At 72.7% G+C, this 22,867-nt stretch carries 17 protein-coding genes; 12 read left to right on the forward strand and 5 right to left on the reverse strand.

What is annotated here, in order from left to right; translation table 11 throughout:
- The first annotated feature begins 445 nt into the window (after window positions 1-445).
- A complete protein-coding gene (locus ACZ66S_RS27095) occupies window positions 446-1,192 on the forward strand; it encodes an MBL fold metallo-hydrolase (protein WP_469904130.1) in 747 nt (248 codons plus the stop codon).
- 40 nt (window positions 1,193-1,232) lie between these two features.
- A complete protein-coding gene (locus tag ACZ66S_RS27100) occupies window positions 1,233-2,474 on the forward strand; it encodes a DUF4032 domain-containing protein (protein ID WP_469904131.1) in 1,242 nt (413 codons plus the stop codon).
- A gap of 2 nt (window positions 2,475-2,476) precedes the next feature.
- On the opposite strand, the gene ACZ66S_RS27105 is transcribed toward ACZ66S_RS27100, so the two are convergent.
- Window positions 2,477-3,349, reverse strand: coding sequence for a universal stress protein (locus ACZ66S_RS27105; protein ID WP_469904132.1), 873 nt, complete (start codon window positions 3,347-3,349; stop codon window positions 2,477-2,479).
- Window positions 3,350-3,410: 61 nt separating this feature from the next.
- Between ACZ66S_RS27105 and ACZ66S_RS27110 the strand changes: the two genes are divergently transcribed.
- From ACZ66S_RS27110 to ACZ66S_RS27130, 5 genes are all read left to right on the forward strand, one after another.
- A complete protein-coding gene (locus tag ACZ66S_RS27110; protein ID WP_469904133.1) occupies window positions 3,411-3,764 on the forward strand; it encodes a VOC family protein in 354 nt (117 codons plus the stop codon).
- Between the two features lie 120 nt (window positions 3,765-3,884).
- Entirely contained in the window at window positions 3,885-5,561 is a 1,677-nt protein-coding gene (locus ACZ66S_RS27115) for an NAD(P)/FAD-dependent oxidoreductase (RefSeq protein WP_469904134.1), read from the forward strand.
- Window positions 5,558-7,015, forward strand: coding sequence for an ATP-binding protein (locus ACZ66S_RS27120; RefSeq protein ID WP_469904135.1), 1,458 nt, complete (start codon window positions 5,558-5,560; stop codon window positions 7,013-7,015). Before ACZ66S_RS27115 ends, ACZ66S_RS27120 begins: the two co-directional genes overlap by 4 nt.
- The gene (locus tag ACZ66S_RS27125; protein WP_469904136.1) at window positions 7,012-7,365 is read left to right on the forward strand and encodes a UBP-type zinc finger domain-containing protein; all 354 of its coding nucleotides are present in this window, start codon (window positions 7,012-7,014) and stop codon (window positions 7,363-7,365) included. Before ACZ66S_RS27120 ends, ACZ66S_RS27125 begins: the two co-directional genes overlap by 4 nt.
- Before the next feature lie 113 nt (window positions 7,366-7,478).
- Window positions 7,479-10,424, forward strand: coding sequence for a helix-turn-helix transcriptional regulator (locus tag ACZ66S_RS27130; protein ID WP_469904137.1), 2,946 nt, complete (start codon window positions 7,479-7,481; stop codon window positions 10,422-10,424).
- Window positions 10,425-10,431: 7 nt separating this feature from the next.
- Here the strand turns inward: ACZ66S_RS27130 and ACZ66S_RS27135 are convergent, their stop codons facing one another.
- Genes ACZ66S_RS27135 through ACZ66S_RS27150 form a run of 4 tightly spaced genes read right to left on the reverse strand, consistent with a single transcriptional unit; the run spans window position 10,432 to window position 16,983 of the window.
- Window positions 10,432-11,637: an SGNH/GDSL hydrolase family protein gene (locus ACZ66S_RS27135; RefSeq protein ID WP_469904138.1), complete on the reverse strand. Its 1,206-nt coding sequence runs from the start codon at window positions 11,635-11,637 to the stop codon at window positions 10,432-10,434.
- The gene (locus ACZ66S_RS27140) at window positions 11,634-13,976 is read right to left on the reverse strand and encodes a glycosyl hydrolase family 95 catalytic domain-containing protein (RefSeq protein WP_469904139.1); all 2,343 of its coding nucleotides are present in this window, start codon (window positions 13,974-13,976) and stop codon (window positions 11,634-11,636) included. Before ACZ66S_RS27140 ends, ACZ66S_RS27135 begins: the two co-directional genes overlap by 4 nt.
- Window positions 13,977-13,996: 20 nt before the next feature.
- Window positions 13,997-15,775: an alpha-galactosidase D gene (locus ACZ66S_RS27145; RefSeq protein WP_469904140.1), complete on the reverse strand. Its 1,779-nt coding sequence runs from the start codon at window positions 15,773-15,775 to the stop codon at window positions 13,997-13,999.
- A gap of 29 nt (window positions 15,776-15,804) precedes the next feature.
- Complete coding sequence (locus ACZ66S_RS27150) at window positions 15,805-16,983, reverse strand: ROK family transcriptional regulator (RefSeq protein WP_469904141.1); 1,179 nt, start codon at window positions 16,981-16,983, stop codon at window positions 15,805-15,807.
- Window positions 16,984-17,159: 176 nt separating this feature from the next.
- Between ACZ66S_RS27150 and ACZ66S_RS27155 the strand changes: the two genes are divergently transcribed.
- The 5 genes from ACZ66S_RS27155 (at window position 17,160) to ACZ66S_RS27175 (ending at window position 22,814) form a co-directional block, all read left to right on the forward strand.
- A complete protein-coding gene (locus tag ACZ66S_RS27155; protein WP_469904142.1) occupies window positions 17,160-18,371 on the forward strand; it encodes a serine hydrolase domain-containing protein in 1,212 nt (403 codons plus the stop codon).
- A 68-nt stretch (window positions 18,372-18,439) separates the two neighbouring features.
- Window positions 18,440-19,882, forward strand: coding sequence for a CAP domain-containing protein (locus tag ACZ66S_RS27160; RefSeq protein ID WP_469904143.1), 1,443 nt, complete (start codon window positions 18,440-18,442; stop codon window positions 19,880-19,882).
- Window positions 19,883-19,952: 70 nt separating this feature from the next.
- A complete protein-coding gene (locus ACZ66S_RS27165) occupies window positions 19,953-20,630 on the forward strand; it encodes an AIM24 family protein (RefSeq protein ID WP_469904144.1) in 678 nt (225 codons plus the stop codon).
- A 172-nt stretch (window positions 20,631-20,802) separates the two neighbouring features.
- Complete coding sequence (locus tag ACZ66S_RS27170) at window positions 20,803-21,843, forward strand: tetratricopeptide repeat protein (RefSeq protein ID WP_469904337.1); 1,041 nt, start codon at window positions 20,803-20,805, stop codon at window positions 21,841-21,843.
- Window positions 21,840-22,814: a polyprenyl synthetase family protein gene (locus ACZ66S_RS27175; protein WP_469904145.1), complete on the forward strand. Its 975-nt coding sequence runs from the start codon at window positions 21,840-21,842 to the stop codon at window positions 22,812-22,814. The genes ACZ66S_RS27170 and ACZ66S_RS27175 overlap by 4 nt, the downstream gene beginning before the upstream one ends.
- The last annotated feature ends 53 nt before the right edge of the window (window positions 22,815-22,867 follow it).

A 22,867-nucleotide genomic window follows, 5' to 3' on the forward strand; every position in this document is an offset into this window, starting at 1 on the left:
CCACCGCCCCGTCGCCTTCGACGCCTTGTCCCTCCGGGGAGGGGGGCGGGGAGGATCCGCGCAACGCCGCTGCGACTGTGGCGCGGGCGCGTCGGCCCTGCGCTCGCACGGCTGCCGGAAGGCGCCCACAGCGTGTCGCTGTACGACGCCGGGGGCAGCTTCCGTCCCCCGGCCTGGTCCCGCCGGAGAGCGGGCGGCGGCTGGAGAGAAACTGCTGCGGCGATGGCACGGACGCGCCAGTCCCGTGGCCACCGCCCGGCTGACGGAAGGCGCCCACCGCCCGTCGCCGTCCGGCGCCGGAGGCGGCCTCGTACCCGCGTGGGTCCGGGGGCCGCCTCGGGGCTGGGAAGTTGAGCGCTGGAGGACCGGTACCCGCCGCTCCGGATCGGCTGAGCGTCTGCTTTGCTGTGTGCCGTCGGGCAGCAACTCACCGGGCGGGGCGATCATGAGCGCAGGCGTGCAGCAAGTGGCGGACGGCACCTATCTGGTGCACGGCAGCAACACCAACTGGGTGATCCTGACCGAGGGCAGCTCCGCCACGCTCATCGACACCGGCTACCCGGGGGACCGGGAGCAGGTGCTCGCCTCCCTCGCCGAGGTGGGGAGTTCCCCGGAGGCGCTCACCGCCGTGCTCGTCACGCACGCCCACAACGACCACCTCGGGTCCGCCGAGTACCTGCGCGCCACCTACGGCACGCCGGTCTACCTGCACGAGGCCGAAGTCCCCCACGCGCGCCGGGAGTTCCTGCACCAGGTCTCCGTCGGGACGGTCCTGAAGAACGGCTGGCGCCCCGGAGTGCTGCCGTGGGCGGTGCACGCGATCCGCGTGGGCGGCACGGCCCACGTACCGGTCGCCTCCCCGCAGCCCTTCCCGGCGGCGGGCGCCCTCGACCTGCCGGGCCGCCCGGTGCCCGTGCCCACCCCGGGCCACACCGACGGGCACTGCGCCTTCCACCTCCCCGACCGCGGTGTGGTGATCTCCGGCGACGGCCTGGTGAGCGGCCACCCCACCTCGCGGGTCACGGGCCCCCAACTGCTGCCCGACATGTTCCATCACGAGCGCGCCCGTGCCGTGACCTCGCTGGACGTGTTCGCCGAGCTGGAGGGCGATGTGCTGCTGCCAGGACACGGCCCGGTCCACCGCGGTCCGGTCCGTGAATCGGCACTTCAGGCCAAGGAGCGCGCGCTCTAAGGTGAGGTGACGATCACCGGCCGGACAAGGACACCGCACCATGGCACTGCAGATCAGCGCGACGAACCCGGAGCACCCCGCGCTCCTGCTCGAACTGCCGTGGCATCTGCCGCTGGAGCAGTGGCCGGACGAGGTCCTGGTCCCGCTGCCGCGCGGCATCTCCCGCCACGTGGTGCGCTACGCCCGCGCCGGTGACGAGGTCATCGCCGTGAAGGAGCTCGCCGAGCGCCCCGCGCTGCGCGAGTACGAGCTGCTGCGCGACCTGGACCGGCTCGGCATACCCGCCGTCGACCCGCTCGCCGTCGTCACCGGGCGCACCGACACCGAGGAGGCCCCGCTGGAGTCGGTGCTGGTCACCCGGCACCTGGGCGGCTCGATGCCGTACCGCTCGATGTTCGAGACGACCATGCGGCCCGCCACCATGCACCGCCTCATGGACGCCCTGGCGGTCCTCCTGGTCCGGTTGCACCTGGCCGGCTTCGCCTGGGGCGACTGCTCCCTGTCCAACACGCTCTTCCGCCGGGACGCCGGCGCCTACGCCGCCTACCTGGTGGACGCCGAGACCGGCGACCTGCATCCGCAGCTCAGCCCCGGACAGCGGGACTACGACCTCGACCTCGCCCGCGTCAACATCAGCGGCGAGCTGCTCGACCTGGAGGCGTCCGGGGCCCTGCACCCCTCCGTGGACGCGATCGAGTTCGGCATGGAGATCTGCGCGCGCTACGGCAGCCTGTGGGAGGAGCTGACCCGCCGGTCCGTCTACCCGGCGGGCAAGTACCACTACATCGAGCGCCGGATCAGGCGGCTCAACGACCTCGGCTTCGACGTGGCCGAGATGCAGATCGAGCACGCGCCGAACGGCGACTCGGTCACGTTCGTGCCGAAGGTCGTGGACGCGGGTCACCACCAGCGCCAACTCCTGCGCCTGACGGGCCTGGACACCGAGGAGAACCAGGCCCGGCGGCTGCTGAACGACCTGGAGAGCTGGATGGCAACCCAGGACGACTACGCCCCGGGCGACCCGCTCGGCGCCCGCCCGGAGGTGCTCGCGCACCGCTGGGTGCGGGACGTCTTCCGGCCCACCGTGCGGGCCGTGCCGCTGGAGATGCGCGGCTCGATGGACCCGGCCGAGATCTACCACGAGCTGCTGGAGCACCGCTGGTACCTGTCCGAGCGGGCCCAGCACGACATCGGGCTGGACACGGCGGTGGACGACTACATCACGAACATCCTCCCCAAGGCCCGCGAGACGCTCCAGCCCACCCCGGCCACCGCGGACTGACCTCAGACGTGCGGCACCACGGCCACCGGGCAGTCGGCGTGGTGCAGCACCCCGTGCGCGACCGAGCCGATCCGGGCGCCGACGGCGGTACGGCGGGCCCGGCGGCCGACGACCATCAACTGGGCCCGCGCGGTCACCGACAGCAGCACCTGGCCCGCGCTGCCCATCTCGACGTGCTCGACGACCGGCACGTCGGGGAAGCGCTCCCGCCACGGCTGGAGCGCAGAGGCCAGCCCCTTCTTCTCGTACGGCTCCAGGCCGCCGGCCTCGTCGAGGAGCTTGAGCGAGCCGGGGCTGTAGGCGAACACCGGCGGCAGCGTCCAGGCCCGTACGGCCCGCACGGTCGCGCCCCGGGCCGCCGCCGTCTCGAACGCGAACCGCAGGACCTTGGCGCTGTCCTCCGGGTCGCCCTCCTGGCCCACGACGATCTCGCGTCCCGCGACCTCCGCTGTGGCCTGGTCCCCGGCACGCACCAGGACCACGGGCCGGGTCGCCTCGGCGATCACCTGCTGGCCCACCGAGCCCAGCAGGAAGCCGACCACCGGGCCGTGCCCGCGGGAGCCCAGGACCAGCAGTTCGGAGTCGGCCGCCGCGGCCACCAGGACGTCGACGCTGCCGCCCTCCACGAGGTCGGTGTCCACGTCGAGCCCGGTGTGCCGCCCGGTGACGGCCCGCACGGCCTCGGCGACGGCGTCCCGAGCCCAGCCCGCCTGGGTGTCCCGGTCCCCCGCGTCGATCCCCTCGTACGGCTGGAACCGCCACGCGTGCACCACCCGTAGCGCCGCGCCCCGCCGGACCGCCTCCCGCGCGGCCCAGCCGAGCGCGGCGAGGCTCTCCTCGGTTCCGTCGATCCCTGCGGTGATCGGGCGGGTCATGCGGGGGCCTCCCTGGTTCGCGGTCACGTCCGTCGGGTCCAGTCTTCACTACGCTGCCCCCATGGCCTTGGAATGGGAGCAAGTCATCGTGGACTCGGCCGACCCCGTCGCTCTCGGGCGCTGGTGGGCCGAGGCGCTGGGCTGGGTGGTGGTCGGGGAGGCACCCGACGAGTTCGAGATCCGCCCCGAGAAGGACCGGATGCCGGGGCTGCTCTTCGTGCCGGTGCCGGAGCCGAAGAGCGTCAAGAACCGGCTCCACCTCGACTTCCGCCCGGACGACCAGGAGGCCGAGGTCACCCGCTTCCTCGCCCTGGGCGCCCGGCACGCGGACGTGGGACAGGGCGAGCAGCCCTGGGTGACGCTCATGGATCCCGAGGGCAACGAGTTCTGCGTGCTGGGCGAACGCCGGGCCTGACAACGGCGGGGTCGGACATCCCTGCGCGTTGCCCGGCGATCGAACATACGATGGGCGGGACCGGGCCGGTGACCACGGGGGGCGCCGTGCCCCGACCGACCGCCCGGCGTGGGGAGACGCATGGCACAGGCCGCCGAATCGGCGCGGACCGTCATCCTGACCGTGGACGACGACCCGGGAGTGTCCCGTGCCGTCGCCCGCGATCTGCGGCGGCGCTACGGCGAGTCGTACCGGATCGTGCGCGCGGAGTCCGGTGAGTCCGCGCTGGAGGCGCTGCGGGAGCTGAAGCTGCGCGGCGACCTCGTGGCGGTGATCCTGGCCGACTACCGCATGCCGCAGATGAACGGCATCGAGTTCCTCGAACAGGCCCTGGACGTGTACCCGGGCGCCCGCCGCGTGCTGCTGACGGCGTACGCGGACACCAACGCGGCGATCGACGCGATCAACGTCGTCGACCTCGACCACTATCTCCTCAAGCCGTGGGACCCGCCCGAGGAGAAGCTCTACCCGGTGCTGGACGACCTCCTGGAGGCGTGGCGGTGCAGCGACTACCGGCCGGTGCCCGCCACCAAGGTGATCGGGCACCGCTGGTCGGCGCGCTCCTCGGACGTGCGGGAGTTCCTGGCCCGCAACCAGGTGCCGTACCGCTGGTACTCCACGGACGAGCCCGAGGGGCAGCGGCTGCTGTCGGCCGCGGGCCAGGACGGGCAGCGGCTGCCGGTGGTGATCACCCCGGACGGGACGCCCCTGGTCGAGCCGGAGGCACCCGACCTGGCCGCCCACGTGGGTCTCGCCACGACCCCGACCGCCGACTTCTACGACCTCGTGGTCATCGGCGGCGGTCCGGCCGGGCTCGGAGCCGCGGTGTACGGCGCCTCGGAGGGGCTGCGGACCGTGCTGGTGGAGCGGTCGGCGACCGGCGGGCAGGCCGGGCAGAGCTCGCGGATCGAGAACTACCTGGGCTTCCCGGACGGGGTGTCTGGCGCCCAGCTCACCGACCGGGCCCGCCGGCAGGCGACCAAGTTCGGGGCCGAGATCCTCACCGCCCGTGAGGTGGCCGGTCTGGAGGTCAACGGCGCGGCCCGCACCGTGCGGTTCTCGGACGGGTCCGCGGTGGCCGCGCACAGCGTGATCCTCGCGACCGGTGTGTCGTACCGGCAACTGGAGGCGCCGGGCTGCACGGACCTGACCGGCTGCGGGGTGTACTACGGCTCGGCCCTGACCGAGGCGGCCTCCTGCCAGGGGCAGGACGTGTACATCGTCGGCGGGGCCAACTCGGCCGGGCAGGCGGCCATGTACCTGTCCAGGGGCGCCAAGTCGGTGACCCTGCTGGTGCGCGGCCCCGATCTCGCGGCCTCGATGTCGCACTACCTGATCCAGCAGATCGAGGACGCCCCGAACATCTCGGTCCGCGCCCGCACCGTCGTCGAGGCCGCGCACGGCTCCGACCACCTGGAGCAGCTCACGCTGCGCGACACCGAGACCGGGAAGACCGAACTCGTCGACGCGCAGTGGATGTTCGTGTTCATCGGCGCGGCCCCGCTGACCGGCTGGCTGGACGGCACGGTGCTGCGGGACGAGCACGGGTTCATCCTGGCCGGACCCGACCTCACCGCCGACGGGCGACCGCCGGCGGACTGGGAGCTGGATCGGCCGCCGTACCACCTGGAGACCAACATTCCGGGCGTGTTCGTCGCGGGCGACGCGCGCGCCGAGTCCGCGAAGCGGGTCGCGTCCGCCGTCGGAGAGGGAGCCATGGCCGTGATGCTCGTCCACCGATTCCTGGAGCAGTCGTGAGCGGGCAGTTGATGCCGTGCAGCCCCGCGGAGATCGGGTCGCTGTTCCTGTTCGAGAAGCTGACCCCGGAACAGCTCGGGCAGTTGTGCGCCGCGGGACGGGTCGAGAGGTTCGAACCCGGCCCGGTGTACAACGAGGGTGAACCCGCCACCTGCTTCTACGTGATGATCGAGGGCACGATCGTCCTCTCCCGCCGGGTCGGCGGCGACGACATCGAGATCAACCGCACCTCGCAGCGCGGGGTGTACGCGGGCTCCATGCAGGCCTACCTCGGCGACCGGGTGCAGCAGACCTACGCCGGCTCCATGCGGGTCACGGAACCCTCGCGGTTCTTCGTCCTGCCCTCGGAGACGTTCGCGGCCTTCATGCAGGAGTGGTTCCCGATGGCCGTGCACCTGCTGGAGGGGCTGTTCTTCGGTTCGAAGAACACCCAGCGGGCCATCGGTCAGCGCGAACGGCTGCTGGCGCTCGGCTCGTTGTCGGCCGGTCTCACGCACGAGCTCAACAACCCCGCGGCGGCGGCCGTACGGGCCACGGCGACCTTGCGCGAGCGGGTCGGCAAGATGCGGCACAAGCTCGCCGTCATCGCCCAGGGCGCCTACAGCCCCGAGGTGATGGCGAACCTCATCGACATGCAGGAGCGCACCGCGGAACGGGTCGCCAAGGCGCCCGCGCTGAGCCCGCTGGAGGCCTCCGACCGGGAGGACGCCCTCGCCGACTGGCTCGACGACCACGGCATCCAGGAGGGCTGGCGGATCGCGCCCACCTTCGTGCAGGGCGGCCTCGACGTGGACTGGCTCGACCAGGTCGCGGCGACCGTGGGCGAGGAGGTCCTGCCGAACGCGATCGGCTGGCTCAACTACACCGTCGAGACCGAGCTGTTGATGGACGAGATCAACGACTCCACGGCCCGGATCTCGCACCTGGTCGACGCGGCGAAGCAGTACTCCCAGTTGGACCGGGCGCCCTACCAGGTGGCCGACGTGCACGAACTCCTCGACAGCACCCTGCTGATGCTGTCGGGGAAGATCGGGCAGCAGATCAAGGTCGTCAAGGAGTACGACCGGACCCTGCCGAGGGTCCCGGCCTACCCCGCCGAGCTCAACCAGGTGTGGACGAACCTGATCGACAACGCGGTGCAGGCCATGAACAGCGTCGGCGGGGAAGGGACGTTGACCGTCCGGACCGCCCTCGAGCACGACCGGCTGCTGGTGGAGTTCCGGGACACCGGGCCCGGGGTGCCGCCGGACATCCGCGGGCGCATCTTCGACCCCTTCTTCACCACCAAGCCGGTGGGCGAGGGGACGGGACTCGGGCTCGACATCTCCTGGCGGATCGTGGTCAACAAGCACCACGGGACGCTCCAGGTGGAGTCGTCGCCGGGCGACACCCGCTTCCAGGTGCTGCTTCCGCTGACCGCCGTGGACAACGACTCGACCGAGGAGCCGGTATGACCGACATCAAGGGGATCGACCCGACCGTCCCGCCGAGCGGCGACGGGTGTGTGGAGTGCGACGCGGCCGGTGGCTGGTGGTTCCATCTGCGGCGGTGCGCGCAGTGCGGGCACGTGGGGTGCTGCGACTCCTCCCCCGGGCAGCACGCGACCGGCCACTTCCGGGATTCCGGGCATCCTCTGGTGCAGAGCTTCGAGCCGGGTGAGGAGTGGTTCTGGGACTTCTCGACGAACGAGATGTTCGAGGCGGGACCGGAGTTGGCGGGGCCGGGGAGCCATCCGGAGTCGCAGCCGGCTCCTGGGCCGGAGGGGCGGGTGCCGGCGGATTGGGCGCGAGTGTTGCGCAGGTGAGCTCGGGGCGACCTGTTTGACGGCGGCTGCGGGTTGATCGTGGCTGGTCGCGCGGTTCCCCGCGCCCCTGAGGGGATCGACCGGCTGTCAGTGCAAAGTGCCAGGATGTGTTCGTGTCGCAGATCTCCAGCAGTACTCCGCTCATCGGGCGAGACGACGAACTCGGCCGGCTCTCCGGTGTTCTTGAGCGAGCCCAGCGCGGGGAGGCGCGTGCCGTTCTCGTCGCCGGGGACGCCGGGGTCGGCAAGACGCGGTTGCTGGACGAGGTCAGGGGGCGGGCCGCGGCGGCCGGGATGACCGTGCTCGCCGGGCACTGCGTCGACCTCGGTGACGTGGGCCTGCCGTACCTCCCGTTCACGGAGGTGCTCGGGACGATCGCGCAGGACGAGCGGTTCGCGGGTGCTCTCGCCGCGTACCCGGTGGTGGAGCGGCTGCTGGGCGGCGGCTCCGCGGGGGACTCCGGTGGGCGGCTCCGGCTGTTCGAGTCGATCGCCGCGCTGCTCGCCGACCTCTCGGACATCGCTCCCCTGTTGCTCGTCCTGGAGGATCTGCACTGGGCCGACCAGTCGTCCCGGGACCTGCTGCGGTTCCTGCTCAGCCGGGGGATCCTCCAGCGGTCGGCGGGCGGCACGCCCACGCACCGGCTGGCCGTACTCGCCTCGTACCGGGCCGACGACCTGCACCGGCGGCATCCGCTGCGCCCGCTGCTCGCCGAACTCGTGCGGCTGCCCGCCGTCGACCGGCTGGAGCTGCGCCCGATGGCCGACGGCGAGGTGGCCCGGCTGGTGCGGGCCCTGCGCGAGGAGCCCATGCCGGACACCACCGTGCGGCGGATCGTCGAGCGGGCCGAGGGCAACGCCTTCTACGCCGAGGAACTCCTCGCCGCCACGGGCAGCGGACAGGGCGGAGTGCCCAGTGGGCTCGCCGACGTCCTGCTGATCCGGTTCGAGCAGCTCTCCGGCACCGCCCAGCAGGTGCTGCGGACCGCCGCAGTCGCCGGCCGACGCGTCGAGCACGACCTGCTGCGGGAGGCCGTACGCCTGCCCGACGAGGAGCTGGAGGCGGCCCTGCGCGAGGCCGTCGGGCGGCAGCTCCTGGTGCCCGGTGACGGGGACACGTACGCGTTCCGGCACGCCCTGGCCCGTGAGGCGGTGTACGCCGATCTGCTCCCCGGTGAGCGGGCGCGGCTGCACGGTGCGTTCGCCCGGCTGCTCGACGGGCGGGAACGGCGGGCCGAGAGCGCCGCGGAGCGGGCCCACCACTACCGCGAGAGCCACGACCTCGCCCCCGCACTCGCCGCCTCCCTGGAGGCCGCGGACCACGCCGAGCGGGTCGGGGCGCCCGCCGAGGAGCTGCGGCACCTGGAGGCGGCCCTGGACCTGTGGGTGGCGGTGGAGTCGTCCGCGCGGCCCTCGGGCGAGGGGGTCGACCGGGTCCGGCTGATGCTGCGGGCCTCGTCGGCGGCCGCGCACGCCGGCGAACTGCACCGGGCGGTCTCGCTCACCCGGGCCGCCCTCGCCGGCGTCGGCCAGGAGGCGGACTCCGAACTGGCCGCCCGGGTGCGCTACACCCTCGCCGGGAACCTGATGAGCGTCGACAACCTCAGCGCGGCCTTCGCCTACAGCAGCGAGGCGCTCGCCATGATCCCCGCCGATCCGCCGACCCGTACCTGGGTGTGGGCCGCGGCCACCCACGTGGTGGCGGCCCGGCAGGTCGGGGAGAACGAGGTCGCGCTGCGGGTCGCCCGGCAGGCCCTCGGGGTCGCCGAGCAGTTGGGCGTGCCGGACGCCCAGGCGGATCTGCTGATCTCCCTGGCCGTCCTGGAAGGCGGTGGCCGCCGTACGCCGGCCGGGCGGGAGCGGCTGCGGCAGGCCCGGGAGCTGGCCCGCGAGGCGTGCAACACACCCGTGGAGATGCGCGCCCTGTTCAACCTCGCCGTCGGCTGCTTCGAGTCCGGACACCTCGACGAGTGCCTGCCCTGGCTCACCGAGGGCCTGGACCGGGCCCGGCGCGCGGGGCTGCTGTCGTCGCCGTACCCGATGGAGATGCGTTATCTGCACCTCCTGGTCCTGTACACGCTGGGGCGCTGGGACGACTGCGTCCGCGCGGCGCACTCCGACGCCGAGGTGCTGCCCGCGGCCGGCGGATACACGATGGCGCCCGCGCTGTACGTGGCGCTCGCGCGCGGCGACTTCCGGGCCACCGAGCGGGCCCGGACGCTGCTGGAGGGGCCGTTCGACTGGATGGCCACCCTCGTCGCGGGCATCGTGCTGACCGACGCGGCGGCGCTGCGCGGTGACCCGGAGGAGGCCGTGGAGCGGACGCGGGCCACCGTCACCGCACTGACCGACGACATGGGCACGGCTCCCCATGTCACCGTCCGGCTGGCCGCCCTGGCCCTGTCCGCGGTCGCCGACCGGGCCGCCGAGCTGCGCCTCCGGGGGGATCAGGCGGGCGCTCACCGCTGGGTGGGGACCGCGACCGAGCTGGTGGAGCTGGCCAGGACCGCGGCCGTGCAGGGGGAGGGCGGCATACCGCAGGGCCCCGAGGGCCAGGCGTGGCTGGCCCGGGCCGAGGCCGAGTGGACGTGGGCCGTGTCGGGACCGGACGCCGAGGCCTGGGCCAAGGCGGTCGCCGCGTTCGACTTCGGTGACGTGTACGAACCGGCGCGCTGCCGACTGCGGTACGCCGAGGCGCTGCTCGCGGCCGACCGGCGTGAGGAGGCCGCGACCGAGGCGCGTGCGGCCCGTGAGGTGTTCGCCCGGCTCGGTGCCACGCCGCTGCTCCGACGGGTGGACGAGCTGGTCCGGCGCGGTCGCCTGGGCGAGACCCCGCCGACCGCGTCGCCGCTCACCGCCCGTGAGCAGGACGTGCTGCGGCTGCTCGCCCGGGGCCGCAGCAACCGCCAGATCGGCGAGGAGCTGTTCATCACCGGCAAGACGGCCAGCGTGCACGTCTCCAACATCCTCGCCAAGCTGGGCGCGGCGAGCCGCACCGAGGCCGTGGCCGTCGCCTACCGGCAGGGGCTGATCACCCCGGAGACGACGGCCCGCGGCTGACGGTGCCTCAGCGGCGTGCGCAGTCCAGGCTGTCGAGGTCGACGGAGTCCGCCATGGCCTGCATGCCCTTGTCGTTGGGGTGGATGTGGTCCCCGCCGTCGAACACGGGCAGCATCCGCTCGTGGTCGTAGGGGCTGCGCAGGACGCGGTCGAAGTCGCTGACCGCGTCGAACTCGTCGCCGTGGCTCCTGACGAAGTCGTTGACCTCCTGTCGTACGGCCTCTGCGGCCGTGTCCCATTCGGGCCAGCCCTTGAACGGGGCGATGGTGGAGACGACCACGCACTTGCCGGCGTCGTGGGCCCGGTCGACGATCTCGCGGTAGCCGGAGATCAGGTCCGCGGCGGTGACACCGCTGTGGGCCTTGAGGTCGTTGACCCCTTCGAAGAGGAACACGGTCCGCACGCCCGGCTGTGAGAGCACGTCCCTGTCCAGCCGGTTCAGGGCGCTCGGCCCGGCGCCGTCGGCCAGCACCTTGTTGCCGGAGATTCCCTCGTTGGCCACGCCCTTGACCGTGGTGCGGGCCTTCTGGAGACGGCGGGCGAGGTAGTCGGGCCAGCGGCGGTTCTGGTCGGTGGTGGACTGCCAGCCGTCGGTGATGGAGTCGCCGAGCGTGACGACGGCTCCGGTGCTCGCGGGCGCCCGCACCGAGACCGCGTCGAGGTAGAACCACGACCCGATGCTCTCGGTCCAGTGGGTGCCGCTCTCCTCGGCGGTGTGGTCGCCCCGGGTGGCGTACGAGGTCTGCAAAGCCATCGAGTGGCCGGTGACCGGGCCCGCGGCGTCCGGGGTGTGGACGCTGACGACCAGGTTCGACCCGGCGGCCAGCGTGCCGGGCAGCGGGTCGCTGTACACCGTGTCGCCGGGTTCCACAATGACGGAGGACGAGCCGTCGAAGGTGAGCCGCCGGTTGCTGCCGCGCACCAGCTCGGCGTCCTTCAGTTGCCGTCCGGCGTAGACGCTGTCGAAGGTCACCGGCTGCTGCCCGAAGGCGTTGGACAGCCGGATGCGCGCGTCGCGGCCGTCGACGCTGGTGTGGACGACCATGCGGTAGCCGCGGTCGGCGGCCGATTCGCCGATGGAATAGGCGCTCGCGCCCCAGGTGATCACCCCGTCGGGCGGGGTGACGGCGGCCTGCGCGGGCGTGGCCTGAAGGGCCGCGGACGCGACCGTGACGGCGAGGAGCCGGGCCCAGCGGGCTGCCGGGCGGCTCATCGGCCGAAGCCCTTCAGGGTGACCGTCTCCCCCGGCTTCAGCGTCACCGTGCGGGTGCTTCCCGCGTGGGCGACCGTCGTGGTGCGGCCGCCGGTACTGCGGATCCGTGCTTCGGTCGGTTTCCCATCCCGCCAGCGTAGGTCCACGACGAAGCCGCCGCGGGCGTTCGCTCCGCTGAGGGAGCCGGAGGCGGCCCAGGCGTCGGGCAGGGCCGGCAGGAGTTCCAGGTGGCCGGGGCGTGAGTACAGCAGCATCTCGATCATCGCTGCCGGGGTACCCAGATTCGCGTCGATCTGAAAGATCCCGCGGCCCTGTTCCACCTGGTAGATGTCGAAGAGGTTGAAGGCGGTGCCGTTGCTGCCTCCGCTGGAGGGGCGGAGGTTGTTGAGCACGAGCTGGTAGGCCTTGTCGGCGTTCTTGAGCCGGGCCCAGCACAGGGCGCGCCAGGCGTTGGCCCAGCCGAAGCTCTCCATGCCGCGTGCGGTGAGCAGGGCGGTGGCGCCGTCGACGATCTCGGCCGGGGTGGAGCCGTCGGGTCGGATGCGGTCGCCGGGGAAGAGACCGACGAGCGGGGACAGGTGGCGGTGGGTGGTCTCGCCGAGGTTGTCGGGGGACATCCACTCCTCCAGCCAGCCGGTGGTGGGGCTGACCTGCGGGAGGTAGAGGCGTTTGCGGAGGCCGGCGATCGTGGCGGCGAAGCCGGTGTCCTTCTTCAGCGCGGCGGCGGCCGCGCAGTAGTTGCCGAACAGGGCCCACACGAGTTCCTGGGCGTAGGTGATGCCCTTGGCGTCGAGGGGGCCGTGCTCGGGCGACCAGTCGCTGTCGGCGATCAGGACCTCCCGCGAGGTGCCCGGGAGGGTCGTGGTGAGCAGCCGCGCCTCCCAGAACTCGCAGGCGCCCTTCAGGAGCGGGTAGATCTTCTCCAGGTGGGTGCGGGAGGTGGTGAACTCGTAGTGCTCCCAGAGGGAGTTGCACAGCCAGGCGTTGCCGGCCGGATGCCACCACCAGCCGCCACCGCCCCAGGGGTTGGTGGAGATGGCGACCGTCCAGCCGGCGTTCTTCCCGGTGGAGTTGCGGTAGCGGTTGCGGGGGTCGTTGAACAGTCTGCGGGTGAGGTCGGTCCAGGACGGGAGCTGGGCGACGCAGTAGTCCGTGAACGCGTCGAAGCACTGGGACAGGCCGGCCCGGTCGGTCGCCCAGTAGTTCATCTGGATGTTGATGTCGGTGTGGTAGTCGCCCATCCAGTCGGGGTCGTTGCCGTCGAGCCAGAGCCCCTGGAGGCCGAGCGGCAGGCTGCCCCGGGAGGCCGCGATCGTCAGGTATCGGCCGAACTGGAGGTACTGGGCCTCCAGTTCGGGGTCGGGTGTCCCGCCCGCCACGCGTGCGTGCAGGCGCTCCCAGGTGTCGAGGGAGCGCTGCTCGGCGGTGGACGTGCCGAGCGAGAGGTCCAACTGCCCGTACAGGGCGTGGTGGTCGGCCGTGTGGGTGCGCAGCAGGGTGGCCGCCGAGTGGCGGGCGGCCGTACGGACCTTGGTGCGCGCCAGTTTCTGCGGGTCGAGGGCGGGGTCGCGGTAGTGGGCGGCGGCGTCGGGGGCGTAGTTGGTGCCGCCGCTCAGGACGACGGTGAGGTCCCTGCACCCGCTGAAGGCGATGTGCGGGCCGTCGACGGTGACGCTGCCGCCGGAGCCGTACGCCGCGATCGCGGCTCCGTAGCGCAGCCCGTTGGGGAGGGTGGCCCCGAAGGAGACCGCGGGCTCCTCGCCGTGCGTGCCCTCCAGCGTGACGGTGCCGGTGTAGCGGCCTCCCCCGCTCTGGGTGAAGTGCAGGACGACGACGTCGTCGGGGTGGCTGGCGAAGATCTCCCGTCGGTAGGTCACGCCGGAGCGGACGTACGACGCGGTGTTGACGCCCCGGTCGAGGTCGAGGGTGCGGCGGTAGCCGGAGACGGCGGACAGGTCGTGGTCGGGGATGTCGACCGTGAGCCGGGCCAGCAGGGTGAAGGAGCCGAAGTCCCCCCGCCCGTAGGGGAACTGGCCGTCGGAGTCGAGGGTGTCGTTGAGGCCGCCGGTCCACATCGTGGCGTCGGTGACGAGGAGGAGTTCACGGCCGGGGTCGTTGCTCACGAGGGCGCCGAGGCGGCCGTTGCCGACGGGCAGGCCCTGTTCGATCATCGAGTGCTCGTCGGCGGGGGCCTGCCACCACAGCCGGTGGCGGGCGTCGGCGTCGGGGGCGGACGAGTCGGCGGGCCGCTGTGGCGCGGCGGTCGCCTTGAAGGCGGGCAGGGCGGCGAGCGCTGCGGTCAGCGCGAGGACACCGCGTCTGGAGGGGGCGGGGGTCATGGCGGCTCCTGGTGGCTCGGTCAGGACTTCGGAACGTCGATCCGGTCGATGTCCGGCGCGTAGCCGGTGCCGCTGTCGAAGGTGATCGTGTTGGCGCCGGCCTTGAGCGTCACGGGCACGTAGACGCTGGCCACGGTCCCCCAGTCGCCGGTGGCGGGCAGCTTGTGGCGGGTGGCGCCGCCGCCGTTGGCCGAGATGTCCACGGAGCGGGCGTCACCGCTGATGTAGGAGACCTTGATCTGGTAGGTGCCGGCCTTCGCCACGACGACGTCGTTGAAGGTCAGGGTGCCGCCGAGGTACAAGTTGCCGACCTTCTTCCCGTCGGAGCAGGCGGAGCAGTCGGCGACGGAGGCGTTGCCGCCGAGGGTGTTGGCGGAGGACTCGGCCTCGTAGCCGGTGAGGGCGACCGCGGTGCCGCGCGGGGTGACCGTGAACAGGCGGGAGCCGTGGGCGGGCAGGGCCTCGGTGATCTTGTTCTTGTGGGTGCCGAGGTTCTCGTGGTTCCACAGGTCACGGACGGACGCCTTGCCGGTGAAGCCGAGGGTGCTCCAGTCGGCGGTGACGGCGGCGGGGGCGTCGGCGAGGTTGAACAGGGCGACGGTGTAGGTGCCGTCGGTGTTCCTGGCGGCCCACACCTGCTGCGGGTCGGAGGGGGTGACCGGCTGGGCGGGCGGGTTGGGGCCCTGGTCGATCGCGATGACCTCGCGGTTGGTCAGCAGGGAGAGGCCGTAGGAGTCGAGGCGGGTGAGGTCGTCGCCGGTGTACAGGGGGGACTTGGCGATGGCCCACAGGGTGGCGTAGCTCTGCCGTTCGGCCTTGGTGAGGCCGTCCATCTGTCCGTTGCCGACGTCGAGGGAGTCGAGGTCGTTCCAGCCTCCCGGTCCCGCGTGCCGGGTCCAGGCGGGGGTGTCGTCCCACCGGTCGTCGACGGAGTTCTCCCAGCTCACGAGGGTGTTGCAGTAGCACTCGACGTCGGTGTCGATGCGCCAGCCCTGCGAGTACTTCTTCCAGTCGGCGGCGTGGCCGATGTCGAGGGACCAGGAGAGTTCGAGGTGGATCGGGCGGCCGGTGCCGGCTATCGCCTGGTGCCAGGCGGCCACGTCGGCAACGTTGTCGTACTGGTCGCCGCTCTTGCCGGAGCCGGGACCGACGCCGTCGAGCTTGAGGAAGTCGAAGCCCCAGTCGGCGATCAACCGGGCCTGGGAGTCGATGTACTTGCTGGTGCAGGGCTTGGAGAAGTCGAGCTTGTACGCGCTGTCCCAGCCGTTGGTGGTGCGCAGGTCGTCGTAGACGATGTCGGCCGTGGTGCAGCCCTCGGCGTTCCAGACCGGCGTCTTCCCGTCGCCGTAGGCACCCTTCTCCAGGCCGGCCGGGAGGTAGATGCCGGCCTTGAGGCCCTTGGCGTGGATGTGGTCGGCGACGGCCTTCATGCCGCGCGGGAAGCGGACCGGGTCGGGCTTCTGGCGGCCGTACTGGTCGAACCCGGACTTCCAGGTCTTGTCCATCCACCAGCCGGCGTCGATGTTGACGTACTCGTAGCCGTACTTCTTCAGCTTCGTGGCCAGGGCGTCGGTCTGCTTGAGGACGTTGGCCTCGGTGAGGTAGCTGTAGTCGCCGTCCGGGTTGAGGCCCGGGTACTTGGACGACTGCATGCTCCAACTGGACCAGCCCATGTAGGGCTTGGCGGCGAGGGTGGGTGCGGGGGTGTCGGCGGCGTGCGCCGTGGGGACGGCGACCGCGGTGAGGGCGAGCACCAGCAGGGCTCTGGCGGGCATGGCGAAGTACGAGGATGACCGCATGGGTCGTACCTCCAATGGGGTGCGGGTTCTTATCGGCTCGTGACCGGGCTGATGAAGGACTGGATGGCGGTGGCGGCGGCTCCGCGGGCCCACTCGTCGAAGGGCAGCGGGTGGGTGCGGACGTCGCACTGGGCGGCGGAGCCGAAGGCGGCCGCGACGAAGGCGTCACGGATCTGCTCGGCGAACAGGTCGTAGGCGGCGAGTCCCTCGCCGGAGATGATCACGCGTTCGGGGCCGAGGAGGTTGGCGACGGTGGCGATGCCCCGGCCGATCGCCTCGCCCGCGCGGGCGTACACGTCCCGGGCCCCGGCGACGCCCTCGCGGGCCAGGGCCAGCGCGGCCGCGGCGTCGGGGAGTTCGGCGCCGGTGGCCGCGCGGACCTGCCGGACGATCGCGGCCTCCCCCGCGACGGCCTCCACGCAGCCGCGGTTGCCGCAGTGGCAGAGCGGGCCGGACGGATCGACGGTCACATGGCCGATCTCGCCGGCCACTCCGTGCGCCCCGGCGACCACCCGGCCGTGCACCACCAGACCGCAGCCGATCCCGGCGCCGACGGTGACCACGGCGAAGTCGGACAGGCCGACCCCGGCGCCGAACCACTGCTCGGCGACCGTCAGGGCGCGGACGTCGTTGTCGACGGTGACCGGCAACCCCGTGGTCATGGCGGCGAGTTCGGCGAGCGGGACGTCACGCCACTCCAGGAACGGCGAGTAGCGGACCGTGCCCTCGCCCCGGTCGACGTCGCCGGAGACCGCGATGCCGAGGCCCAGGACCGCGGCCGTGGCGTCGTCCGTCTCGGCGAGGAGCTGCCGGACAAGCTCCGCGATGCCCTCGAGCACCGCCTTGGGGTCGCGGTCGGACAGCGGCAGGTGCCGGGCGGCGCGGATGCGGCAGCACAGGTCGGTGAGGACCGCGATGATCTCGCCGCCGGTGACCTTGACGCCGATGAACAGGGCCCGTCCCCCGTCGACCCGCACGAGATTCGCGGGCCGGCCGAGCGCCGGGCGGGCCTCCTCGTCCACGCCCTCCACCAGGTAGCCGGCCTCGATGAGCGGCCGGACCGCCTTGGTGACGGCGGCCGGGGACAGGCCCACCCGCCGGGCCACCTCCAGTCGGGGCAGGGGCCCCTGGGACAGGACGGTGGTGAACACCTGGGAGGCGGCCGGTGTGTTGACCGGAAACGTTTCGGCTGGCGGGGTGGAGCGCATGGCCGGGAACTTAGAGTGATTCTTTTCCGTCGTCAATAAAAGAAGCAGGATTGGCTGTGCGTTCCTGAAGAGACTTCTGTGCCAGCCGGGGCGGCAAATCATCACTTTTCGTGCTCTTCATGGCGATACTCTCCGCATCCGTACCGGAACTGACGAAGCGACAGGAGTTCAGCCGGATGACATCAGCACGAGTGGTGGTCGGCGCGGTGGCCGGAGCGGTCCTGCTGCCCCTTCTCGCGGTCCCCGCGCACGCCGGGTCAGCCACCGCGCCGGAGGTGGATCTCGCAGGTCTGCGCGGCGTGTTGCGTTCCGCGCAGGTCCAGGGCGCGCCCGGAACGATGGCCCGGATCGACGACGGGGGCACGGTGTTCCGGGCCGCAGTCGGCGTCGCGGACCGCGGGAGCGGGCGGGCCATGAGCGACACCGACCGGTTCCGCATCGGCAGCGTCACCAAGATCTTCACCGCCGTCGTACTGCTCCAACTGGTCGACGAGCAGAAGCTGCGCCTGGACGCGCCGGTCAACCGCTATCTGCCCGGGCTGCTGCCGGACGACCGGATCACGGTGCGGCACGTCCTCGGCCACCGCAGCGGACTGTACGACTACACCAACGACATGTTCGCCCGGACCGTCCCCGGGTTCGAGGCGGTCCGCAAGAGGGTCTTCACCCCCCGGGAACTGGTCGGGCTCTCGCTCGCCCGACCGCGCACGAACGCGCCGGGCGCGGCGTACTCGTACTCGAACACCAACTTCGTCGTCGCCGGGATGCTCATCGAGAAGCTGACCGGGAACCCGGTGCACACCGAGTACGAGAACCGGATCATCGCGCCGCTGGAGTTGCGCGACACGCTCTACGTGCACCCGGGCATGAAGATCCCCGGCCCGCACGCCCGCGGCTATCTCACCCCGGACGAGGCGGGCGCCCCGCTCGTCGACGCGACCGAGCAGACCGTGTCGTGGGCGCAGAGCGCGGGCGCGCTCATCTCCAGCACCCGGGACCTGAACACCTTCCTGTCCGCCCTGCTCGGGGGCCGGCTGACCTCGGCCGCCCAACTGGCGCAGATGGAACGCTGGATGCCGTCGGGCACCGCTCAGGCGTACGGCCTCGGGCTGCGCCGCCGCGATCTGTCGTGCGGGATCTCGGTGTACGGCCACACCGGTGCCGTACAGGGCTTCTACACGTACGCGTTCGCCTCCAAGGACGGCAAGCGCTCCCTGGCGGCGGTCGCCAACACGTCCAACAACGGCACGGTCCTCAACACCATGCTGCGCACCCTGGACTCGGCGTTCTGCGGCAAGACCGCCAAGAACCTGCCCGGGAAGGCACCGCGCGGCAAGGCTCCGGTGGAGCGGCACGAGGACGTGGCACCGGCGCTCACGCGGGACTGAGCACGGGCCGGGAACCCCCGCGCCCCGGTGTCCGTTCTCCCGGCGAGCGACGACATCAGGGCGGCACGATGAGCGACTTGGTCCCCGGGGGCAATCTGCCCCTGCCCGAGGGGGCCGTCACCGTGCGGGTGCCCGGCCCCTTCGACGTGTCCGCGCTCGTCACGGACGAGGGCGGCAGGGTCCGGGGCGACGCGGACTTCGTGTTCTACAACCAGCCCGCCGCTCCCGGCGCCCGGCTCGCCGCCGACACGCTGACAGTCGATCCCCGGCGGCTGCGCGCGGGCGCCGCCCGGGTCACGGTCGTCGTCAGCCCGTCCGACCCCGGCACCCCCCTGGGCCGGCTGCCCGCCCCGGTCCTCGAGGTCACGGGCGCGGGGGGCCGTCCGCTGGCCCGGTTCACGCCGCCGCGCCCACGGCAGGAGACGGTGTTGCTGCTCGTGGAGATCTACCGGCGCGGTGACGGCTGGAAGCTGCGGGCGCTCGGACAGGGGTACGCGGACGGGCTGGCGGGGCTGGCCCGGGACTTCGGGGTGGACGTCGTGGACGACACGCCGACGGGAGCGGTGCCTCCGGCGTCGGCGCGAGCCACTGCGCCCTCCGCGCCCCCGGCGGACACCGCGCCCGCCGCGTCACGTACGGCCGCCGCGCCGTCCGGGGCGCCGACGGCCTCGGGGACGCACCCCGCTCCCGCCGTGCGGGCCGCGCCGGGGCTCCACCCACCCGCCCCCTCCCCCGACGCGGCCGCCTTCCTGGCCCTGGTCAACTCGGCTCGCGCCACGGCCGGTTCACCTGCGGTCGCGCTCGATCCGCGGCTCTTCCGGGCCGCCCTCGCCCACGCCACCGCCATGGCCGCCGCGGGCCGGCTCGGTGTCGAGGGCGCGGACGGCGTCTCCGTCTTCCAGCGGCTCACCGCCACCGGCTACACGTACCTCACCGTGGGCGAACACCTCGTCTCCGGCCCCCGCAACCCGTCCGAACTCGTCGAGTACTGCCTGCGCACCGAGCAGCCCAGGCGGACCCTGCACGACCCCGCCCTCCGCCATGTCGGTCTGGCACACTCCGCCGAGGGCCGCTCCGGCGACACGTACTGGACCGCGCTGTGGGCCACGCCGCTCACGCCCGGCGCCCTCACGCGGACCGCGGACGAGGTCGTCGACCTCACCAACCGCGAGCGCGGCCGGGCCGGTCTGCCGCCGCTCACCGTCGATCCCCCGCTGGCCCGGGCCGCGCAGGCGTACAGCACCGACATGGCGGCCCGCGCCTTCTACTCCCACACCTCGCCGGAGGGCACCCAGCCCTGGGACCGGGCCGCCGCCGCGGGCTCCGGACGCCGCTCGATCGGCGAGAACATCGCGTGCGGCCAGCGCTCCGCCGCCGAGGTCGTCGAGGGCTGGATGAACAGCCCCGGGCACCGCGCCAACATCCTCAAACCGGACTTCACCCACATCGGGATCGGGTTCGCGGGCGGCGGCCCGGCGGGCACGTACTGGACCCAGCTCTTCGGAGCCTGACTCGGGCCGTGGGAAAGGGAGTCGGGCCGCGATCTTGGCGGAGGGAATCCCTCCGGGCCAGGATGCCCCCATGAAGGGTGACCTCTTTTCCAGTGAGCACATGGTGCAGCCGGCCACCGCGCCGGGCATGACGGTCGAGAACTCCAAGTGCATCCGGTACACGGTGCACGGCGAGATGCTCGCCCGCCAGGGGGCGATGGTCGCCTACCGCGGCAGTCTCCAGTTCGAGCGCAAGGGCCAGGGCGTCGGGGGCATGCTCAAGCGGGCCGTCACCGGTGAGGGCCTGCCGCTGATGGCGGTGCGCGGCCAGGGCGAGGCCTGGTTCGCGCACGAGGCCCAGAACTGCTTCGTCGTCGACGTCGAGCAGGGCGACGAGTTCACGGTCAACGGCCGCAACGTCCTGTGCTTCGACGCCTCGCTGGCGTACCGGATCTCGACCGTGAAGGGTGCCGGCATCGCGGGCGGCGGGCTGTTCAACAGCGTCTTCACGGGCCACGGCAGGCTCGGTCTGGTCTGCGACGGCGACCCGCTGGTGATCCCGGTCGCGCCGGAGTTCCCGGTGTACGTCGACACGGACGCGGTCGTGGGCTGGACGGCCGGGCTCGCGACCTCGCTGCACCGTTCGCAGTCCATCGGGTCGATGCTGCGCGGCGGTTCCGGCGAGGCGGTGCAGCTCATGCTGCAGGGCTCCGGCTACGTCGTCGTACGGCCGAGCGAGGTGACCCCGCAGAAGGCGCAGCAGCACTGACCCCGCGGACAGTGATCTGCGCCGCACAGGCAACCCGTCCGCCTCCGTCGCCGTCTTGACCGGCGACGGACGATGCCCCGGCCCACCGGCCGGGGCTCATTTTCAAGGCACTATGCACACTATGTATACACACCATGTATACATGCGGTGCATACGGGACGGAAAGGCGTACATGTACGGCAAGGCATTCGCCCCGGAGTACCAGGGCGCGCTCACCGATCTCTCCGTGAACTCCTCGCTGGAGGACGTACTGGCTGCCGGCACCGAGCAGTTGAGAGCGGCCGAGCGGGCCGGACGGCACGAGGAGGCGGCGCGTTCCGGACTCGCGGTCGCGGAGGCGCAGCGCAGGCTCGGCCGGGTGGCCGACGCCGACCGGGCGTGGAAGGCGAGCTACCGGGCCGCCCGGCAGGGCGGGGACATCGCGGGGATGGCCTGGGCGCTGTGGAGCGGCGGCACACTGGCCCGGCAGCGGGGCGGATTCGCCCTGGCCCGGCGGCTGCTGGGGCTGGCGGCCGAGTTGGGCGAGCGCGGCGGGGACGTCGTGGTGCGCGGTTACTCGCTGGCGGGACTGGCCGAGACCGGCCGCATCCAGGGCGACTACGAGGCCGTCGGCCGGCTGCACGAGCAGTTGCTGGCCGAGGCCAGGCGGCGAGGCGAGGCCCGGCACACCGTGTGGGCGCTGTCCGGCATCGCGCAGATGCACCGCAACACCGGTTCCCACGACACCGCGTTCGCCATGTTCGAGGAGGCCGCCCGGATCGCCGCGAACGCCGACGACCGGCGCGGCCACGCCTGGGCCCTGCGCGGGCTCGCCGATCTCGCCTCCGTGCGCGACGGCGACACCGAACGGGCCCTCGCCCTGCTGTCCGAGGCGGAGGCGACGTGCCGGGAGATGAACCTGTCCAGCGCGCTGGCCTACAACCACAAGATGCGCGGCAACGTCCTCTACCGGGCGGGGCGTTACCCGGAGGCCCGCGACCTGTACGAGCAGGCGCTCGCCGAGTTCCGCGCCATGAGCGAACCGCGCGGGGAGGCTCTGGCCCGGCTCGGGCTGGCCAAGACGCTGGCCCGCCTGGGCCGCGACCGGGCCGAGACGGCGGCCGAACTGGACGATCTGGCCCGCCTGTTGGAGCGGACCGGACTGCGGCACGCCCGGGAGATGGTGAGCCGGGCCCAGGAGGAGTTCGGCGTGCGCGCGGAGGTGGCTCCGTGACGACGGTCGCCGCTCCCGAAGTCCTCACCCGCTGTCGCGCGTTGGTACGCCCCGCGCTCCGGGAGGCCGTCGGCGGACTGCACCCCTGGGTGCGCGAGATGGCCGCCTACTCCTTCGGCTGGTGCGAGGTGGGCGGCGCCCCGGCCACGGCGTCCGGCGGCAAGGGGGTGCGCCAGGCGCTCGCCGTCCTGGGGGCCGAGGCGGCCGGAGCACCCGGACGGGCCGGGGTGCCCGCGGCGGTCGCGGTGGAGCTGGTGCACGTCTTCTCGCTGCTCCACGACGACATCATGGACGGCGACCCGGCCCGGCGCGGCCGCCCCACGGTGTGGAAGGCGTACGGCACCGGACCCGCCGTCCTCGCGGGCGACGCCCTGTTCGCCCTCGCCGTCGAGACCCTGGCCGGGGCCGGCGCGGGCGCCGTGCGGCTGCTGTCCGCGGCCCTGTCCGACCTGGTCCGGGGGCAGGCGGACGACCTCCTGTTCGCCACCCGCCCCTGGACGGGACCGGATCGGGTGCTGCCGGACGAGTACCGGGCCATGGCCGAGCACAAGACCGGGGCGCTGCTGGGCTGCGCGGCCGCGCTCGGCGCCCTCCTCGGCGGGGCACCCCCGGCCGCGGTGGCCGAGCTGGACCGGGCGGGACGGCATCTGGGGATCGCGTTCCAGATCGTCGACGACGTCCTGGGCATCTGGGGCGACCCCCTGGTCACCGGCAAACCCGTGCACGGCGATCTGCGCGAGCGGAAGAAGACGTTCCCGGTGCTCGGCGCGCTCGACTCGCCGACTCCCGCGGCGGGGCGGCTGGCCCGGCTCCTGGAGTCGGACGGGGCACCGCGGGAGATCGCGGCCCTGGTCGAGGAGTGCGGCGGCAGGGCGGCCGCACTCGCCGAGGCCCGCCGCCACATCGCGGCCGCCGAGAAGGCGTACGCGCTGCGGCCCGTACTCGACTACCTCCTGCGGCGTGATCTCTGAGACGGAGTTGACCTGCGCCGCGCGTGGGGACAGGGTTCGAGGAGAGCTCTCCG

Source organism: Streptomyces sp. NPDC107471 (assembly GCF_055582845.1).

What these genes read in the sequence shown, in the direction of transcription:
- ACZ66S_RS27095 (WP_469904130.1), top strand. Translation starts at nt 446, where the DNA reads ATGAGCGCAGGCGTGCAGCAAGTGGCGGACGGCACCTATCTGGTGCAC.
- ACZ66S_RS27100 (WP_469904131.1), top strand. Translation starts at nt 1,233, where the DNA reads ATGGCACTGCAGATCAGCGCGACGAACCCGGAGCACCCCGCGCTCCTG.
- ACZ66S_RS27105 (WP_469904132.1), bottom strand. Translation starts at nt 3,349, where the DNA reads ATGACCCGCCCGATCACCGCAGGGATCGACGGAACCGAGGAGAGCCTC.
- ACZ66S_RS27110 (WP_469904133.1), top strand. Translation starts at nt 3,411, where the DNA reads ATGGCCTTGGAATGGGAGCAAGTCATCGTGGACTCGGCCGACCCCGTC.
- ACZ66S_RS27115 (WP_469904134.1), top strand. Translation starts at nt 3,885, where the DNA reads ATGGCACAGGCCGCCGAATCGGCGCGGACCGTCATCCTGACCGTGGAC.
- ACZ66S_RS27125 (WP_469904136.1), top strand. Translation starts at nt 7,012, where the DNA reads ATGACCGACATCAAGGGGATCGACCCGACCGTCCCGCCGAGCGGCGAC.
- ACZ66S_RS27135 (WP_469904138.1), bottom strand. Translation starts at nt 11,637, where the DNA reads ATGAGCCGCCCGGCAGCCCGCTGGGCCCGGCTCCTCGCCGTCACGGTC.
- ACZ66S_RS27140 (WP_469904139.1), bottom strand. Translation starts at nt 13,976, where the DNA reads ATGACCCCCGCCCCCTCCAGACGCGGTGTCCTCGCGCTGACCGCAGCG.
- ACZ66S_RS27145 (WP_469904140.1), bottom strand. Translation starts at nt 15,775, where the DNA reads ATGCGGTCATCCTCGTACTTCGCCATGCCCGCCAGAGCCCTGCTGGTG.
- ACZ66S_RS27150 (WP_469904141.1), bottom strand. Translation starts at nt 16,983, where the DNA reads ATGCGCTCCACCCCGCCAGCCGAAACGTTTCCGGTCAACACACCGGCC.
- ACZ66S_RS27155 (WP_469904142.1), top strand. Translation starts at nt 17,160, where the DNA reads ATGACATCAGCACGAGTGGTGGTCGGCGCGGTGGCCGGAGCGGTCCTG.
- ACZ66S_RS27160 (WP_469904143.1), top strand. Translation starts at nt 18,440, where the DNA reads ATGAGCGACTTGGTCCCCGGGGGCAATCTGCCCCTGCCCGAGGGGGCC.
- ACZ66S_RS27165 (WP_469904144.1), top strand. Translation starts at nt 19,953, where the DNA reads ATGAAGGGTGACCTCTTTTCCAGTGAGCACATGGTGCAGCCGGCCACC.
- ACZ66S_RS27170 (WP_469904337.1), top strand. Translation starts at nt 20,803, where the DNA reads ATGTACGGCAAGGCATTCGCCCCGGAGTACCAGGGCGCGCTCACCGAT.